Source organism: Marinovum sp. J2-8 (assembly GCF_055808435.1).
The window spans coordinates 160,166-176,861 of sequence record NZ_JBVVRZ010000002.1; the positions used below are offsets into that span (position 1 = coordinate 160,166).

12 protein-coding genes and 4 pseudogenes are annotated in these 16,696 nt (G+C 58.9%); 7 read left to right on the forward strand and 9 right to left on the reverse strand.

Going from position 1 to position 16,696, the window contains the following annotated elements; all coding sequences use genetic code 11:
* Positions 1–25: 25 nt before the first annotated feature.
* The 6 genes and pseudogenes from AC0L4F_RS06660 to AC0L4F_RS06685 all read right to left on the reverse strand — a co-directional run bounded on the left by AC0L4F_RS06660 (position 26) and on the right by AC0L4F_RS06685 (position 5,813).
* Positions 26–1,065 (reverse strand): annotated as a pseudogene (locus tag AC0L4F_RS06660) (substrate-binding domain-containing protein).
* Between the two features lie 394 nt (positions 1,066–1,459).
* Positions 1,460–2,507: pseudogene (locus AC0L4F_RS06665) on the reverse strand (sensor histidine kinase).
* Between the two features lie 3 nt (positions 2,508–2,510).
* The gene (locus AC0L4F_RS06670) at positions 2,511–3,698 is read right to left on the reverse strand and encodes a trans-sulfuration enzyme family protein (protein ID WP_244686683.1); all 1,188 of its coding nucleotides are present in this window, start codon (positions 3,696–3,698) and stop codon (positions 2,511–2,513) included.
* A 55-nt stretch (positions 3,699–3,753) separates the two neighbouring features.
* A complete protein-coding gene (locus tag AC0L4F_RS06675) occupies positions 3,754–4,275 on the reverse strand; it encodes a gamma carbonic anhydrase family protein (protein WP_244686685.1) in 522 nt (173 codons plus the stop codon).
* A complete protein-coding gene (gene gmk, locus AC0L4F_RS06680) occupies positions 4,272–4,919 on the reverse strand; it encodes a guanylate kinase (protein WP_244686688.1) in 648 nt (215 codons plus the stop codon). The genes AC0L4F_RS06675 and gmk overlap by 4 nt, the downstream gene beginning before the upstream one ends.
* 3 nt (positions 4,920–4,922) lie before the next feature.
* Complete coding sequence (locus tag AC0L4F_RS06685; RefSeq protein WP_244686690.1) at positions 4,923–5,813, reverse strand: YicC/YloC family endoribonuclease; 891 nt, start codon at positions 5,811–5,813, stop codon at positions 4,923–4,925.
* Between the two features lie 341 nt (positions 5,814–6,154).
* Between AC0L4F_RS06685 and AC0L4F_RS06690 the strand changes: the two genes are divergently transcribed.
* Positions 6,155–6,922: a PAS domain-containing protein gene (locus AC0L4F_RS06690; protein WP_244686692.1), complete on the forward strand. Its 768-nt coding sequence runs from the start codon at positions 6,155–6,157 to the stop codon at positions 6,920–6,922.
* A 121-nt stretch (positions 6,923–7,043) separates the two neighbouring features.
* On the opposite strand, the pseudogene AC0L4F_RS06695 reads toward AC0L4F_RS06690, so the two are convergent.
* Positions 7,044–8,409: pseudogene (locus AC0L4F_RS06695) on the reverse strand (class II 3-deoxy-7-phosphoheptulonate synthase).
* A gap of 205 nt (positions 8,410–8,614) precedes the next feature.
* On the opposite strand from AC0L4F_RS06695, the gene AC0L4F_RS06700 reads away from it, so the two are divergent.
* Complete coding sequence (locus AC0L4F_RS06700; protein ID WP_244686694.1) at positions 8,615–9,613, forward strand: GlxA family transcriptional regulator; 999 nt, start codon at positions 8,615–8,617, stop codon at positions 9,611–9,613.
* 33 nt (positions 9,614–9,646) lie between these two features.
* Here AC0L4F_RS06700 and AC0L4F_RS06705 read toward each other — a convergent pair whose 3' ends face one another.
* Positions 9,647–10,066, reverse strand: a complete 420-nt coding sequence (locus tag AC0L4F_RS06705) for a hypothetical protein (RefSeq protein WP_244686696.1) — start codon at positions 10,064–10,066, stop codon at positions 9,647–9,649.
* Positions 10,067–10,147: 81 nt separating this feature from the next.
* Positions 10,148–11,239 carry a PQQ-dependent sugar dehydrogenase gene (locus AC0L4F_RS06710; RefSeq protein WP_244686698.1) on the reverse strand — a complete coding sequence of 364 codons (1,092 nt, stop codon included), beginning with the start codon at positions 11,237–11,239 and terminating at the stop codon, positions 10,148–10,150.
* Between the two features lie 172 nt (positions 11,240–11,411).
* Here AC0L4F_RS06710 and AC0L4F_RS06715 point away from each other — a divergent pair.
* The 5 genes and pseudogenes from AC0L4F_RS06715 to AC0L4F_RS06735 all read left to right on the forward strand — a co-directional run bounded on the left by AC0L4F_RS06715 (position 11,412) and on the right by AC0L4F_RS06735 (position 16,588).
* A pseudogene (locus AC0L4F_RS06715) lies at positions 11,412–12,607 on the forward strand (ABC transporter substrate-binding protein).
* A gap of 97 nt (positions 12,608–12,704) precedes the next feature.
* Positions 12,705–13,481, forward strand: coding sequence for an ABC transporter ATP-binding protein (locus AC0L4F_RS06720; protein ID WP_244686700.1), 777 nt, complete (start codon positions 12,705–12,707; stop codon positions 13,479–13,481).
* A gap of 78 nt (positions 13,482–13,559) precedes the next feature.
* Positions 13,560–14,273: an ABC transporter ATP-binding protein gene (locus AC0L4F_RS06725; RefSeq protein WP_244686702.1), complete on the forward strand. Its 714-nt coding sequence runs from the start codon at positions 13,560–13,562 to the stop codon at positions 14,271–14,273.
* Between the two features lie 3 nt (positions 14,274–14,276).
* On the forward strand, positions 14,277–15,287 hold the full coding sequence (locus tag AC0L4F_RS06730) for a branched-chain amino acid ABC transporter permease (RefSeq protein WP_244686704.1): 1,011 nt from the start codon (positions 14,277–14,279) through the stop codon (positions 15,285–15,287).
* A complete protein-coding gene (locus AC0L4F_RS06735; protein ID WP_244686706.1) occupies positions 15,284–16,588 on the forward strand; it encodes a branched-chain amino acid ABC transporter permease in 1,305 nt (434 codons plus the stop codon). Before AC0L4F_RS06730 ends, AC0L4F_RS06735 begins: the two co-directional genes overlap by 4 nt.
* The last annotated feature ends 108 nt before the right edge of the window (positions 16,589–16,696 follow it).

The window sequence follows — 16,696 nt, forward strand, 5'->3', positions numbered from 1 at the left end:
CCCGGCAATCAGGCCGAAGCCTTGATTACATGTTGTCGCCCATGGTGACTTCGTTGGCGATGGCGTCTTGTGTTGCTGCCAGTTCAGGGTCAGCAACCAGGCCATAGTTGGCCAGAGGGCCGGAACCGCCAGCGATTTCGTCAGCGACGAAGAACTGAGCGTATTCTTTCAGGCCGGGGATCACGCCGATGTGCGCTTTCTTCACGTAGAAGTACAGCGGACGCGACACAGGGTATTCACCGGTCGAAATGGTTTCAGTCGACGGTGCAACGCCGCCATTGTCGCAACTTTCAGCTTGTCTGTGTTGTTCTCGTAGAACGCCAGACCAAAGATGCCAACGCCGTTCGGGTTGGAGTTGATGCGCGCCAGGGTCTCGGTGTAGTCGCCGTCGATGTCGACCGATTTGCCGTCCGAACGCACGTCAAGGCATGCATCTTCTGCATCGTCTTCCGACATGCCGCTGGCGATCATGGCTTCCATTGTGCCGGTGGCTTCGCAACCGATCAACAGAACTTTTTCTTCGAACACTTCACGTGTGCCGTGCTTGGTGCCGGGGATGAAACCCGCGATTTCAACGTCAGGCAGATCGGCGTTGAATTCGGCCCATGTGTTGTAGGGGTTTTCGACCAGCTCGCCGTCTTTCAGAACAGTGCCGCCCAGAGCGTTGAAGATGTCGGACTGGGTGAATTCGGTGAACGAAGGGCCGGTTTGCTGCGAGGCAAACACGATGCCGTCATAGCCGATGCGCACTTCCATGATGTCGGTCACGCCAGCTTCGGCACAGGCTTTGATTTCTTTTTCACGGATTTTGCGCGATGCGTTTGCAACGTCGATGGTGTTTTCGCCAACGCCTTCGCAGAAGCGCTTGAGACCAGCGGACGATCCACCGGATTCAACAACGGGTGTCGGGAAGTCGGTGTTGTCGCCGAACAGCTCAGCCACGATCGAGGCATAAGGCAGAACTGTCGAGGAACCGGCGACTTGTACGTTGTCGCGCGCGGCTGCGGCAGTGGCGGAAACGGCAGCGATCGCCAGAGTGGAGGCGGTCAGTTTCACAAATTTCATGGAAGAGCTCCTGTTGTCGCAAAACGGGACGCCGGGGTTAACAAAGCAGTGGCGTCCGCTGAGCGCACTGCTATTGGCGTTCAGCTATGCTTTTGTGACGGTTTTGTAACGGTTTTATGACACTGGCAGGCGCCGAGAAATTATTCTCGGACAAATTGGCTTCGAATTTCAATGTCGCCGCATAACACACTGAAAATAATATACTTTACATGATGTCCCGCGTGACATCTCACCGCAACAAACTGTCAAGAAAACTTCACAATCCACATGCGCGCACCCGTCATACGGCTGTGTGGCGCGGAATTCACGCGGGTTCCGGTCAAACATGTGTCACAAACGGGAAAGCATAGCGAAATTCTTGCGAATCAAATGCTTGACTGCCCCTGGGTCAACTTCACACGGGCAACAAAACCCGAAAGGTTGACCCCTGCCCCAGAGCCGACTCAATCTGAATCCGCCCCCGGTGCCGGCCGACGATATGCTTGACGATGGCCAGCCCCAGACCGGTTCCGCCCATCTCGCGCGAGCGGTGGTTGTCGACCCGGTAGAACCGTTCCGTCAGCCGCGGGATATGCACCGGATCAAACCCAGCCCCGTGATCGCGCACCACAAGTTCGACCGTGTCGCAACGCATGCGCGGATGAAAGGCCGGTGATGTCAGCGACACTTCGATGTGTTTGCCTTCCGCGCCGTATTTGATCGCGTTCTCAATCAGATTGTTCAGCACCTGCCGCAGTTGGTCTTCGTCTGCGGCGACAAAAACCGGGTCATCAGGCAGATCCGTCACCACCTCCAGCCCGACATCATCCGCCATGCCCGCCAATCCGCCAAGGGCCGATTGAACCAGCGCCTTGAGGTCGATGCGCGTGGTTGGACGCATGCGTTCCGTTGCTTCGACGCGGTTCAAGGACAAAAGATCGCCCACCAACCGGTTCATCCGCTCGGCTTCGGATTCCATGATCGCCAGAAACCGATCCCGCGCCACCGCATCATCATGCGCCGGGCCATGCAGAATGGTTTCGATGAACCCCAAAAGCGCGGTCAGCGGGGTCTTGAGCTCATGGCTGACATTGGCGACAAAATCGCGGCGCATCTGGCCAGGCCACCGCCAGATGGGTCACATCCTCAAAGGACAGAAGAACCCCGAATTCAGGGCCAATCTGGATCGAGGCGCAGCGCACGTTATAGGTCACATCCTGCCCGTCTTCGCGGGTCAGGAACGAGGTCTCGCGCGTCTTGCGATCGCCCAATGTGGCCTCGATCGTATCCAGCAAAGCGGGCTGGCGCAGGGTGGTGATGAAATGTTTGCCCTCGGGGTTGAGCCCGACCAGTTTCAGCGCAGGTTCATTTGTATGGCGAATGCGTTCATCCGCACCAATCGCCACCAGAGCCTGGGGCAAGGCGTCGATCACCGATTGCAACATTTCCGCGCTGTATGGCATGGCTCAGACCGCCTGTGCTGCTGCGGTCGCCTGGGCGAATTCCGCGATCAGGGCCTCCGGGTCTTCCAGCCCGACCGAGACCCGAAAGAAGCCTTCGGTCATGCCCATCGCGGCGCGTGCCTCTGGCGTCAAGGCACGATGCGAGGACGAGGCCGGATGCGACAGGGTCGTGCCGACATCGCCAAGGGTCGGGGCAAAGGCAATGCCCCGCGCCGCTTCGGTCAGCGCATTGGCCTGGGCGCGCCCACCTGCAATCTCGAACGACACCATGTTGCAGCCGCCGCGCAGGATCAGATTGGCCCGCGCGTTTTCCGGGTGATCCGCCCGCATCGGATAGATCACCCGCCGCACCCCCGCCATATCCGCCAGCGCATCCGCCAGCGCCGCTGCGGTGCGCTGTGCACGATCAAACCGCAGGTCAAAGGTGAAAAGCCCACGTTCCGCCAGCCAGCAATCGAACGGCGATGCGGTCAGGCCGGTGGTGACGGCAAAGTCGTAGATCGCCTTTTGATGGTCCGGGTCGCGCGCCGCCGCCCAGCCCAGTGTCACATCGGCATGCCCCGCCAACAGCTTGGTAACCGAATGCAACACCACATCCGCGCCGTGATCAAACGGCAGAAACCCGCTGGGCGTGGTAAAGGTATTGTCGACCACCAGGATCGCGCCGGTCTCTTTGGCCAATGCCGCGATGCCAATCATATCGGCCACCCGCAACGTCGGGTTGGACACCACTTCAATCAGGATCATCCGGGTGTTGGGCCGCACAGCCGCGCGAAAGGCCTCGATATCCGTCGCATCCGCCAGATCGGCAGCAATGCCAAACCGCGGCAGGTCTTCGCGCATCATGCGCAGCGACCGACCGTAGAGCTGATCACTGCCCAGCACATGATCACCCGCCTTGCAAAGCCCAAGCAGCACCGCTGTGACCGCCGCCATGCCCGACCCGACCACGATCCCCTGATCGACGCCCTCCATCGCTGCAATCCGGCGCGCCAGAACATCGGCGTTGGGATGACCTTCGCGGGCATAGGTGAACCCCTCGGCCAGACCGGCATATTGGCTGTCCAGCATATCAGGCGTGTCAGAGGCATAAACAACCGAAGGCGAAAGCGGCGTGACCACCGGACGGCTGACACCGGTGGTGGGCAGATCGGGCCGCATCAGCGTGCCCTTGTCATTGCGCAGGCGCATATCAGGGGTCCTTCATATCAGTGGCAGATTGGTCTCGGATGATTTCCGCAGGCGGTCAAACAGGTTTCAGACCCGCGCGAAATCGGCGCATGTTGTTTTGATAGCCGATGGCGGACTTGCGCAAACCTTCGATTGCGGCCTCATCCAGCTGGCGCACGACTTTGCCGGGTGCCCCCATGACCAAACTGCCGTCCGGGATTTCCTTGCCTTCGGTGATCAGCGCGCTGGCGCCGATCAGACAATTCTTGCCGATCTTTGCGCCATTCAACACAATCGCCCCCATACCGATCAGGCTGTTGTCGCCAATACTGCACCCATGCAACATCACCTTGTGGCCAATGGTACAGCCCGCACCAATGGTCAGCGGATAACCGATATCCGTATGGCACACCGTGTTTTCCTGCACATTGCTGCCACGGCCTACGCGAATTTCCTCGTTGTCGCCGCGCAAGGTGCAGCCGAACCAGACCGATGCGCCTTCTTCAACCACGACACGGCCAATCAAATTGGCGTCCGGTGCGACCCAGCAATCCGCCGCCAATTCCGGCACCACATCATCCAACGCATACAAGGTCATGAAAGTTCTCCGAATTCTGCCTGAAGCTTGCGAACATGTTCGGTCAATTCCGGTTGCTGCGACCGGCGCAGGCGGGTGGCGTCAATGATGGTTTTCAGGTTGCGTTCCGTGGTGTCCAGATCATCGTTCACCAAGACAAAATCATAGCCGTCCCAATGGCTTATCTCGTCCCAGCTTTTCTGCATCCGCTTGGAAATCACCTCGTCGCTGTCCTGGGCCCGTTGTTCCAGACGGCGGCGCAGCTCCGGGATCGACGGTGGCAGCAAAAAGATCGACAGCGTATGCTGGCCCAAATCCGAATTGCGGATCTGCTGGGCACCCTGCCAGTCGATGTCAAACAACACATCCTTGCCGGCATTGATGGCGTCCTGGACCGCACTTTTGGGCGAGCCGTAGAAATTGCCAAAGACATGCGCATGTTCCAACATGCCGCCTTCTGCCACATCGGTGCGGAAATTCTGTTCCGTTACAAAGTGATAGTCGACGCCGTCAATCTCACCGGGGCGCGGTGTCCGGGTGGTGGCCGAGACGGAAAACACAATGCTGCTGTCCCAGGCCCGCAACCGTTTGGCCAGGGTGGATTTGCCAGCGCCAGAGGGCGACGACAGGATGACAAGCAGGCCACGACGCTGGGTGTTGGACATTATTCACTCCACGTTTTGAACTTGCTCACGCATTTGGTCTATCACGGCCTTAAGGTCCAGCCCTACCGACGTCAAATCGCTGTCGCCGGATTTCGAACACAGGGTATTTGCCTCTCGGTTGAACTCCTGCATCAGGAAATCCATCTTGCGCCCAACGCTTTCCTGTCGCGTCAGCAGCTCTCTTGCTGCATTCACATGCGCCTGTAACCGTTTGATTTCTTCGGTAATATCCGACTTGATGGCCAAAAGCGCCAATTCCTGGGTCAGGCGGGCCTCGTCGACATCGGCGGCGGCATCCAGAACCTGTGCAAGCGCGGTTTTCAGGGTTTCGCGGGCTTTGGGCTTGCGGGCCTCGGCGGTGGTATCCGCCTGTGCCACCAAGGTTTCGATTTGATCCAGATGGCTGTTCAACACCGAAAAAAGCGCGCCGCCTTCACGTGATCTCATCTCGCAAAAGGATGCCATAACCGGTTGAAAATCTTCGATCAATATGGCCCTCAGCGCGGCGGAATCGGTTGGGGTTTCCTCTTGTTCCAAGATCCCGCGCAACGCGATGATCCCGGTCGAGGTCGACGGGCCAAGCGAAACGCCGCGCGCCATTGCCTGATGTTCGATTTCCGCCAGCGCGTCGAGCACCGTATCCAGATGCGCCGCATTCAATTTCTGGCCGCTGCCGCCCTCTGCACGGATCAGCCGAAGATTGATGGTCACATTGCCCCGCCGCAACTGGGCGGCGGCGATCTTGCGCAATTCGGCCTCCAGCCCCTCGATCCAGTCCGGCACGCGCAAGCGAAGATCCAGCCCCTTGGCATTCACGCTGCGAATCTCCCAAACCCAGGAAAATCCGTCAGCCTCGCCCTGCCCCGAGGCGAATCCGGTCATTGATTGCAACATCACGTCCCTCATTACAAAATTGCGGCAACTCTGCGCTTCGCACCGCAATATATAGCGGTCACATACCGAAGTAACACTTCATTTGCACTTCGCAAAGGGTTTCCCCGGTCCCGGCACCGCGCGCCACGGCCCGGCCCAGACGCGATCCGGCAAATTGCGGTCGGGGCCTATGCCGTATCGAAGTTAACCAAACGTTCTGAAAATCCACAAAATTCGATGAAATCATGCGATGTTAGGAATTGAGTAACCATTGTAACGCCAAATTAACTCTGGCCAAAGCCCCAGAACGCACTGAAATTTCGCACAAAACAATGGGACGGGCAATTGTTGAGGATTAAATGATGTCGCCGCGTGATTATAAGGAAGAATTAAACAATGCTTTGCAACCTGCCGCCGCAACCGATGTTGTCCCGCTAAGTGACAGGCTGCGGGCCAGTTGGACACGACCCCTCAGGACGGTCGAAACCTATTGGGAGGCGATGCGCAATGGCCGCAATGTGCCGCCCCGGTCGGAAATTGATCCGCGCGGCATCGAAAATGCGCTGGAAAACGCCTTTATCGCGGAACGTATCGCGCCCACCCACGCCCGTCTGCGCATTGGTGGCAGATTGTTGTGTGATCTGATGGGGATGGAAGTGCGCGGTATGCCGCTGTCGGCGATGACGGTTCCGGTATCGCGCGAGCGGCTGTCGCATGCGGTGCAAGCGGTGTTCGACACCCCGGCGCGCGTCGAAATCACGCTTCTGGCGGAAAAACGTCTGGGCAAGCCTGCATTGAACGGGCGCATGACGCTGCTGCCTTTGGCCGATGATTTCGGCGATGTCAGCCGCATTCTGGGCTGTTTTGTGACCGACGGCCCGGTTGGTCGTGCGCCGCGCCGGTTCGAAATCGTCCAGGTCGATGTGACCCCGATGGTGACTTCCGATGCGCGCATGGCCGCCGCGCCAAAACCTGCGCCACGCAAATTGGGATTTGGTGATCCGGCGCCGGGCTTTGCCCACATCGACGGCACGCGTCGAGATCCGGCATCGCAGTCCCCCAGACAGGAACCGCAGTTCAAGGACGGACCGGTGCCCTATTTGCGGCTGGTTGCGAATAACGCAGACTGAGGTCAAACAATAGCAACGTCATCCAAGTCGCTGTCAGGTCACATAAATAAGCCCCGGCCGTTTAACCGGGGCTTTTTCTATGTCAGGCATCCGGCCAGCAAAAACCGGCCTTGCGGGGGTATTACACCGCGACGCTGGAGGTGCCCGGCGCACGCCGCGCGACCAGTTCCTCTGCCACCAGGAACGCAAGTTCCAGCGACTGCGAGGCATTGAGGCGGGGATCACAGGCGGTGTGATACCGGTCGCTCAGGTCTTCGTCGGTCACCGCCCGCACGCCACCGGTACATTCGGTGACATCCTGGCCGGTCATTTCGAAATGCACACCGCCGGGAATTGTGCCCTCGGCGTTGTGGATGGCAAAGAATTCGCGCACCTCACGCAGGACCGAGTAAACGGCCGGGTTTTGTACCCGGTGGCCGATTTGATTGTGTTGCCATGCATCGGATCACAGGACCACACGACATTGGCGCCTTCTTCCTGTACGGCCTTGATCAAACGCGGCAGGTGGTCGCCCACGCTACCGGCACCAAAACGGGCAATCAGGGTCAGACGGCTTCGTTTTCCGGGTTCAACCGTTCCATCAGGACCTTGAGGTCTTCGGCGCTGGTGGTCGGGCCGCATTTGAGCCCGATCGGGTTCATCACGCCGCGGGCGAATTCCACATGCGCGCCATCAGGCTGACGGGTGCGGTCACCAATCCAAAGCATGTGGCCAGACCCGCCCAGCCATTTGCCAGAAGTCGAATCCAGACGCGTCAGCGCCTCTTCATATTCCAGCAACAGGCTCTCGTGGCTGGTGTAGAAGCTGACGGTATGCAGCGCATGGCTGCTTTCGCCGTTCACCCCGGCCGCGCGCATGAAATCAAGCGCATCGGTGATCCGCCCGGCCATTTCGCGGTATTTCTCGGATTCATCCCGATCGGTGAAGCCCAAAATCCACTGATGGACCTGGTTCACATCGGCATAGCCGCCGGTCGAAAACGCCCGCAACAGGTTCAGCGTCGCCGCCGATTGGGTATAGGCCTGCAACATCTTCTGCGGATCGGGAATGCGCGACCCCGGCGTGAACGCCAGATCGTTGATGATGTCACCGCGATAGCTTGGCAGCTCCTGGCCATCCTTGACCTCGGTCGGGGCGCTGCGTGGTTTGGCGAATTGGCCGGCCATGCGGCCCACCTTGACCACGGGCACCTTGGCACCAAAGGTCAACACCATCGCCATCTGCAACATCACCTTGAACGTGTCACGGATGCCATCGGCGCTGAACTGGTCAAAGCTTTCGGCGCAATCGCCACCTTGCAGCAAGAACGCCTCGCCGCGTGATGCCGCGCCCAGTTTGGCCTTCAATGTCCGGGCCTCACCAGCAAAGACAAGCGGCGGATACTTGGCAAGCTGTGCCTCGGCAGCATTCAGCGCGGCTGTATCGGTATATTCGGGCATCTGGACCCGGGGCTTGTTGCGCCAGTCAGATTTTTGCCACTCGCTAATCTCTTTATCTCCGGTGGTTAGCGGTATCAGTCAAAGACTATGATCGGGGGCTTATACAAAGACCCGCCCTCAGTGGCCATACGCGATTTTGCTCTTGTCCGACCTTGTGCTTGACGCGGGCAATCAGCTGGGGCCAATTGGTGCGACGCGATTGATTTGCGACATGCCAGTCGAAAAGCGACATCCAGCCAAAGGGTCCGCGCCAATGATTCCAGACGCCACAAACAGTCAACCGGCCACTTCGGTCAAACCAAGGCGGTTTGTGTTTGTGTTGCTGGAAAATTTCTCGCTCCTGCCGTTTGCGGCAGCTCTTGAATGTCTGCGGATTGCCAACCGGATGTCGGGGATGCAGCTCTATGATTGGTTCATCATTGGCGAAGGCGGCGGCATCCGCACCTGTTCGGCGGGATCGGATTTCCGCCTGCAGGGCGACCTCGAAGAATTGAAGCGTGACGATGTTATCATGATCTGTGGCGGCATGGAAATCCAGCATGCCACCACCAAACGGCTGTTGAACTGGTTGCGGCGCGAAATCCGCAAGGGGCTGAAAACCGGCGGGCTCTGCACCGGCAGTTACACTTTGGCGCGGGCGGGTCTTCTGGACGGGCGGCGCGCCACCATTCATTGGGAAAACCACGACAGTTTCACCGAGGAATTTGAAAACATCTCTCTGACCAAGGCCGTGTTCGCCATTGATGGCAATCGGATCACCACCGCCGGCGGCACCAGTTCGATTGACATGATGCTCAAGGTTCTGGCCGATGACCACGGTTCGGAACTGGCCAATGCGGTGGCGGATCAGATGATCTATTCCGCGATCCGCACCGATCAGGACACCCAGCGGCTGTCGGTTCCGACCCGGATCGGGGTGCGCCATCCCAAGCTGAGCCAGGTGATCCAGAAGATGGAAGCCAATATCGAAGAGCCGATAAGCCCGTCGCTTCTGGCGCAAGAGGTGGCCATGTCGACCCGTCAATTGGAACGGCTGTTTCGCCGCTATCTTAACCGGTCGCCAAAGCGGTACTATATGGAGCTGCGATTGGAAAAGGCCCGCAATCTGTTGATGCAGACCGATATGAGCGTGATCAATGTCGCCTTGGCCTGTGGGTTTGCCAGCCCGTCGCATTTTTCCAAATGTTACCGCGCACATTATGACACAACCCCCTACCGCGAACGCGGCAGTCAGGGCATGCCGGGGGCCTAAAGAGCGCGAGGCCGGGAAACCCCGGCCTTTGATTTAGAACTTGCTGTTCAGATCGTCGAATTCCGTGTTGAAATTCATCACAACGGTCACAAGGCCATCGTCGCGCTGGTGTATCACCAGATAGACATAAATATAGCTGACGCCGTCCCAATAGGCGATCAATTCCTGACGAAACCCGTGATCCATGTCTTGCCGCCGGATCAGGGCAACCTCTTGAAAATCGCGCGGAAAAATATTGCGGACCCGGCGTTCCAGATCTTCTAGCGCGCTCTCCTCCGAGGCATCTCCAAACGCGCGCATCACCTCTGCGATGTCGCGGTTTTTCATGAGGGGATCCAGCCGCGCCCGCAGTGCCAGATAGCTGTCAAAAAATGCTGTGCTCGATTTCGCCAGAACCGGAATTGGTGTCATTGCCAATAGAATGCACACCAGAAATCGCCGCAAAAGACCCATGATTGAAACTCCTTTTCTTTGGAGTTTGGCCTTAACAGTTCTTTAAATCCAGTGGCTTCATTGCGCACGACGCCATACACATCACTGCGCGGGCGCCATACGCATCACCGCACCCCGTCCAACGCTGAGAAACCAAATCGCGCCGTCGGGGCCTTCGCGGATGTCGCGCACCCGTTGGGTGGCGTCGGATTGAATTTGTTCACGTTCGGCCAGTGGCGCGCCATCAAGCCGGGAAATATAGTCGAATTTCAAAGACCCGACAAAGATGTCGCCCCGCCATTCCGGCCAGAGCGCGCCGGAATAAAACACCATACCCGACGGCGCAATTGAGGGATCCCAATAATGCTCTGGCTGGGCCATGCCGGATTTTTCCGTGCCTTCCCCGATTTTTGCACCGGAATAATGCCGCCCATAGGCGATCACCGGCCAGCCGTAATTCACGCCTGGCCGGATTCGATTGACCTTATCGCCGCCGCGCGCACCATGTTCGTTAACCCAAAGATTGCCCGCCAGATCCAATGCCGCCCCTTGCGGGTTGCGATGACCATAGGACCAGATTTCCGGCAAGGCCCCGTCGCCCAGATCCGGGTTTCCCGCCGCTGGCGCGCCATCGCGGGTCAGGCGCAGCACCTTGCCGTTGTGCCGCGTCAGATCCTGCGCAAGCGGGCGTTCGCCCCGGTCGCCAATGGTCAGAAACAGCGTGCCATCCTTGGCCTCAACCAGACGCGAGCCGAAGTGCTGGCCAGCTTCGGACGGCGCGGTCATGGTGAAAATCCTGCGCACATCCGTCAGCTTTGCACGGTCCGGCGACAGGGTGGCGCGCATGATGGCGGTGCCGGCACCGTCGCCGTCAGGCTGGGCGTATGACAGAAAAACCTCGCCCTTTGTGGCGAAATCACGTGGCACCAACAGGTCCAGCAATCCGCCCTGCCCCACGGCCGCGACGTCGGGCAAACCGGCCACATCCGTCACCGCGCCACTTTGCGACACATGCAAGAGCCGCCCGGCGCGTTCGGTGATCAGCAAACCACCGCCGGGCAAAAACCCAAGCGACCAAGGCGCGTCCAACCCTTGCACAACCGGGGTGATGACAACATCCCCAGCCGAGGTTTCCAACGCCATCGCCCGCATCGGCAACAGCGCACAGATCACACAAAACACCAGACGCAACATTCCAAATCTCCTATCCCCGCAGGTGAGGACGATAGTGCGCAAAACCGCCAGGTCCAGCCCGACATGGCGCATCCCCCCAGCTTCGCAACACGCAACCGCAATCGGGCTTTTCTTTCCTTGAAACCGGGCATAGGCTTTGGTCAGGACAGAGGTCCAATCAGGGAGAGACGGAATGAAAAAGTTTTTGATGGCAACGGCTTTGACAAGCCTCGCGGCGGTTTCAGCCCAAGCAGCAAGCCATGCCGAGACATTGAAAATCGGCGTGATTCTGGGCTTTACCGGCCCGCTGGAATCGCTGGCACCGCCAATGGCGGGCGGCGCGGAACTGGCGCTGAACGAGATCAACGCAGCCGGCGGCATTCTGGATGGCAAAATGCTTGAGGCGGTGCGCGGCGACGGCACCTGTGCCGATTCTGCGGCGGCCACGGCGGCGGCGGAACGGCTTGTCACTTCGGATGGTGTGGTTGCGATCATGGGGGCGATGTGTTCCGGCGCGACCGGCGCGGTGCTGACCAATGTCGCGCTGCCCAATGGCGTGTTGCAGATCTCGCCTTCGGCGACCTCGCCCGGCCTGTCGAGCATCGAAGACAATGGCCTTTTCTTCCGCATGGCACCGTCCGACGCCCGTCAGGGTCAGGTGATGGCCGAAATCCTGGGCGATCGCGGCATTTCCTCGGTCGCACTGACCTATACCAACAACGACTATGGCTCGGGTCTTGCGTCGTCGTTCCAGGAAGCATTTGAAGCGGAGGCGGGTCGGTGACCCTGTCGGCGGCCCACGAAGACGGCAAGGCGGATTATTCGGCTGAGGTCGGCTCGCTTGCCTCTGCGGGCGGCGATGCCCTGGTGGTGATCGGTTATGTGGATGAAGGGGGTTCCGGGGTGATCCAAGCTGCGCTTGATACCGGCGCATTTGACACCTTTGTCCTGCCTGACGGCATGATCGGCGCCGCGCTGGAAGAAAAATTCGGCAGCGACATCGACGGCTCGTTCGGACAGAACCCCAGCGTCCAGAACGACCGTGGCGATGAATATATCGCCATGGCCGAAGCAGCCGGGTTCGACGGTACATCAGCCTATGCCAAGGAAGGATATGATTCCATGGCGCTGATCCTTCTGTCGATGGCAGCGGCAGGATCGACCACGGGCGCGGATGCGGCGGCCAAGGTGATGGAACTGGCCAATGCGCCGGGCGAAAAGATCTATGCCGGCGAGCTGGCCAAGGCGCTGGAAATCATCGCCGGTGGCGGTGACATCGACTATGTCGGTGCGTCTTCGGTCGAATTGATCGCGCCCGGTGAAGCATCCGGCGGCTATGTCGAGGTCGAAATGAAAGATGGCAAACTGGAAGAAATCGGCTATCGCTGATTTTTCCGACATCTTGTAACATCAACAGCCCGGCACAGCGCCGGGCTGTTTTTACAAAAGACGAGCGCCGCCAAGGGGCCGCCACAGGGACCGAGTTATGATCCGAGTTGAAAATCTACACAAACATTTCGGCGGTTTTCACGCGGTGGACGGCGCGACATTAAGTATTGAAAAAGGCTCGATCACTGGGCTTGTCGGGCCGAATGGTGCCGGAAAAACCACGCTTTTCAATGTGATCGCCGGGGTTCTTCAACCGACGTCGGGCCGTGTCTTCATGGAAGACCGCGACATCACCGGATTGCCGCCCCACAAATTGTTTGCCCAAGGTTTGTTGCGGACGTTTCAGATCGCACATGAATTTTCCACAATGACCTGCCGCGAGAATTTGATGATGGTGCCGGGCGGACAATCGGGCGAGGTTCTGTGGAACACCTGGTTTGGCCGCAAACGCATTGCCGAAGAGGAACGCGCATTACGTGCGCAGGCCGATGAGGTTCTGGATTTTCTGACCATTGGCCATCTGGCCGATCATCCGGCCGGTGCGATATCCGGCGGGCAGAAGAAACTGTTGGAACTGGGCCGCACGATGATGGTCGATGCGCGTATCGTGTTTCTGGACGAGGTCGGCGCCGGGGTGAACCGCACGTTGTTGAACACCATCGGCGATGCGATCCTGCGCCTGAACAAGGAACGCGGCTATACCTTTTGTGTGATCGAGCATGATATGGATTTCATTGCCCGTCTGTGTGATCCGGTGATTGTCATGGCCGAGGGGCGCAAATTGGCCCAGGGCACCATAGAAGACATCAAAGCCGATGAACATGTGATTGAAGCCTATCTTGGCACCGGTTTGAAGAACAAGGAGCCAGCATGATGGGTGATCTGTCGCGCAATGGGGGGCCAGCCCCCCAGACCCCCCGGGATATTTTTGGTCAGATGAAGGGGCGAGCGATTGTCTGAACCGTTTTTGATTGGCGACACAATGACCGGTGGCTATGGCAAGGGGCCGGACATTCTTCATGATTGTACCATTGCGGTGGACAAGGGTGAGATTGCGGTGATTGTCGGGCCGAATGGCGCGGGCAAATCCACCGCGATGAAGGCGGTATTCGGCATGTTGGATGTCCGCTCTGGCGCGGTGCGGCTGGATGGTCAGGACATCACGGCCCTGTCGCCCCAGGACCGGGTCGCGCGTGGCATGGGATTTGTGCCGCAGACCAATAATATCTTCACCTCGATGAGCGTGGAAGAGAACCTTGAAATGGGGGCTTTCATACGGCGCGATGATTTTGGCGACACCATCGAACAGGTTTATGAGTTGTTTCCGATATTGAAGGACAAGCGGCGGCAGGCTGCGGGCGAATTGTCGGGCGGACAGCGCCAGCAGGTGGCTGTTGGCCGTGCCTTGATGACCCAGCCCCAGGTTCTGATGCTGGATGAGCCGACAGCGGGTGTCTCGCCGATTGTGATGGATGAATTGTTTGACCGTATCATCGAAGTGGCCCGCACCGGGATTTCCATCCTGATGGTGGAGCAGAACGCGCGTCAGGCATTGGCGATTGCCGACAAGGGATATGTTCTGGTGCAGGGCGCCAATGCCCATACCGGAACCGGCACGGACCTTTTGGGTGATCCTGAGGTTCGGCAAAGTTTTCTGGGGGGCTGAGGTATGGATCTGCTCAACGCATTTGTCGCGCTTGCGAATTTCGTTCTTATTCCTGCGATAGCCTATGGCGCGCAACTGGCGTTGGGCGCGCTGGGGGTGACGTTGATTTATGGCATTCTGCGGTTTTCGAACTTTGCCCATGGCGACACCATGGCCTTTGGCGCCATGGTCACCATCCTTGTGACCTGGCTGTTGCAGGGCTGGGGTGTCAGCCTGGGGCCGTTGCCCACCGCCCTGCTTGCGCTGCCCTTTGGTATTCTTGGTGCGATGGCGCTGGTTCTGATCACCGACCGCACGGTGTACCGTTTCTATCGCAAGCAGAGGGTCAAGCCGGTGATCCTGGTGATTGTGTCGATGGGGGTGATGTTCATCTATAACGGATTGGTGCGCTTCATCATCGGCCCGGACGATCAGCGGTTTGCAGATGGCGAAAGGTTCATCATTTCCGTGCGTGATTTCAAGGCTTTGACCGGCCTCGACGAAGGATTGGCGATCCGCACCACCCAAGGATTGACGCTGGTGACGGCGGTGATCACCGTTGCGGTGCTGTTCTGGTTCCTGAACCGGACACGCACCGGCAAATCCATGCGCGCCTATTCCGACAACGAGGATTTGGCGCTGCTTTCCGGTATCAACCCCGAGCGGGTGGTGATGATCACCTGGCTGATTGTGGCGGCCTTGGCGACAATTGCCGGAACGCTTTACGGTCTCGACAAGACGTTCAAGCCCTTCACCTATTTCCAGCTGCTCTTGCCGGTTTTTGCCAGTGCGATTGTCGGCGGTTTGGGCAGCCCGATCGGTGCCATTGCCGGTGGTTTCCTGATTGCCTTTTCCGAGGTCGGGATCACCTATGCCTGGAAGAAGGTTGCGACCTATGCCCTGCCCGATGCGCTGGCGCCGAACAGTTTGTTGCAGCTTCTGGGGACCGATTACAAATTCGCCGTCAGTTTCGTGATCCTGGTGATTGTCCTGCTGGTCAGGCCGACGGGGTTGTTCAAGGGGAAATCAGTATGAGCCAGTCACTTCGAAGCACGGCGCTGTTTGTCTTTGTTGTCGCGTTGATCCTTGGCACGGGGTTTGTGCAAAGCTGGAACTCGGCGCTGTTGATCCTCAACATGGGGTTGGTGTCGGCGTTGATGGCGTTGGGGGTCAACCTGCAATGGGGATTTGCCGGATTGTTCAACGTGGGGGTCATGGGGTTTGTGGCGCTTGGCGGGTTGGCGACGGTGATCATTTCGATGCCGCCGGTGCGCGCGGCATGGGCCGTGGGCGGCACCGGCGTTCTGGCGGCGCTGGCGGTGGGTGCGGCGACCATTGCGCTGGCCATCTGGCTGACACGCTCTATCCCCCGCGGCAAACTGCGCGCGGTGGCCATGCTGGCGGTCTTGATCGCCGGTTTCGTCCTGTATCGTCTGCTGTTTGATCCGGCGACAACCGCAATTGAAAAGATCGACCCGGCCGTGACCGGATACCTTGGCGGTCTGGGCCTGCCGATTGTGCTGGCCTGGCCGGTCGGCGGTCTGCTGGCCGCTGGTGCGGCCTGGGTCATTGGCAAAATTGCCCTGGGGCTGCGTTCGGATTATCTGGCGATTGCCACATTGGGCATTGCCGAAATCATCATTGCGGTCCTGAAAAACGAGGATTGGTTGGCGCGGGGCGTCAAGAATGTGATCGGCCTGCCCCGGCCGGTGCCCTATGAGATCGACTTGCAGAATGATCCGGCTTTTGTCGCACGCGCCACCGATCTTGGTCTGGATGTGACGACGGCCTCGACCCTTTATGTCAAGGTCGGCTATGGGCTGATGTTTGCTGTTGTCTTGGTGGTGGTGCTGGTCCTGGCGCAATTGGCGCTGAAATCGCCCTGGGGCCGCATGATGCGCGCCATTCGCGACAATGAGGTTGCAGCGCGCGCCATGGGCAAGGATGTGACCCGGCGGCATTTGCAGATCTTTGTTCTCGGGTCGGCAATTTGCGGCATGGCGGGGGCGATGATGACCACGCTGGACGGCCAGTTGACCCCGGCGAGCTATCAGCCGTTGCGCTATACGTTCCTGATCTGGGTGATGGTGATTGTCGGCGGATCGGGCAATAATTTTGGCGCGGTGCTGGGGGGAATGTTGATCTGGTTCCTTTGGGTTCAGGTCGAACCGATTGGCGCTGCCGTCATGGATCTGGTGACGTCCGGCATGGCAGATGGATCAGATCTGAAAATCCATCTGTTGAATTCAGTGGCGCATATGCGGTTGTTGACCATGGGGGTGATCCTGTTGGTTGTGCTGCGCTTTGCGCCACGTGGCTTGCTGCCTGAGCGCTAGAAGCAGATAAGAAGGACCAGCGCGCTCCCGGACATGATCCGGGAGCTCCGCAATGTGCACCTCAGCGGCGATTTAACCCGGAGGTCCCGGAGCGGGGTCCGGGACCGG

Excerpts from the sequence above, each read along its gene's own strand:
- AC0L4F_RS06670 (WP_244686683.1), bottom strand. The coding sequence starts at position 3,698 with ATGCGCCTGCGCAATGACAAGGGCACGCTGATGCGGCCCGATCTGCCC.
- AC0L4F_RS06675 (WP_244686685.1), bottom strand. The coding sequence starts at position 4,275 with ATGACCTTGTATGCGTTGGATGATGTGGTGCCGGAATTGGCGGCGGAT.
- gmk (WP_244686688.1), bottom strand. The coding sequence starts at position 4,919 with ATGTCCAACACCCAGCGTCGTGGCCTGCTTGTCATCCTGTCGTCGCCC.
- AC0L4F_RS06685 (WP_244686690.1), bottom strand. The coding sequence starts at position 5,813 with ATGTTGCAATCAATGACCGGATTCGCCTCGGGGCAGGGCGAGGCTGAC.
- AC0L4F_RS06690 (WP_244686692.1), top strand. The coding sequence starts at position 6,155 with ATGTCGCCGCGTGATTATAAGGAAGAATTAAACAATGCTTTGCAACCT.
- AC0L4F_RS06700 (WP_244686694.1), top strand. The coding sequence starts at position 8,615 with ATGATTCCAGACGCCACAAACAGTCAACCGGCCACTTCGGTCAAACCA.
- AC0L4F_RS06705 (WP_244686696.1), bottom strand. The coding sequence starts at position 10,066 with ATGGGTCTTTTGCGGCGATTTCTGGTGTGCATTCTATTGGCAATGACA.
- AC0L4F_RS06710 (WP_244686698.1), bottom strand. The coding sequence starts at position 11,239 with ATGTTGCGTCTGGTGTTTTGTGTGATCTGTGCGCTGTTGCCGATGCGG.
- AC0L4F_RS06720 (WP_244686700.1), top strand. The coding sequence starts at position 12,705 with ATGATCCGAGTTGAAAATCTACACAAACATTTCGGCGGTTTTCACGCG.
- AC0L4F_RS06730 (WP_244686704.1), top strand. The coding sequence starts at position 14,277 with ATGGATCTGCTCAACGCATTTGTCGCGCTTGCGAATTTCGTTCTTATT.
- AC0L4F_RS06735 (WP_244686706.1), top strand. The coding sequence starts at position 15,284 with ATGAGCCAGTCACTTCGAAGCACGGCGCTGTTTGTCTTTGTTGTCGCG.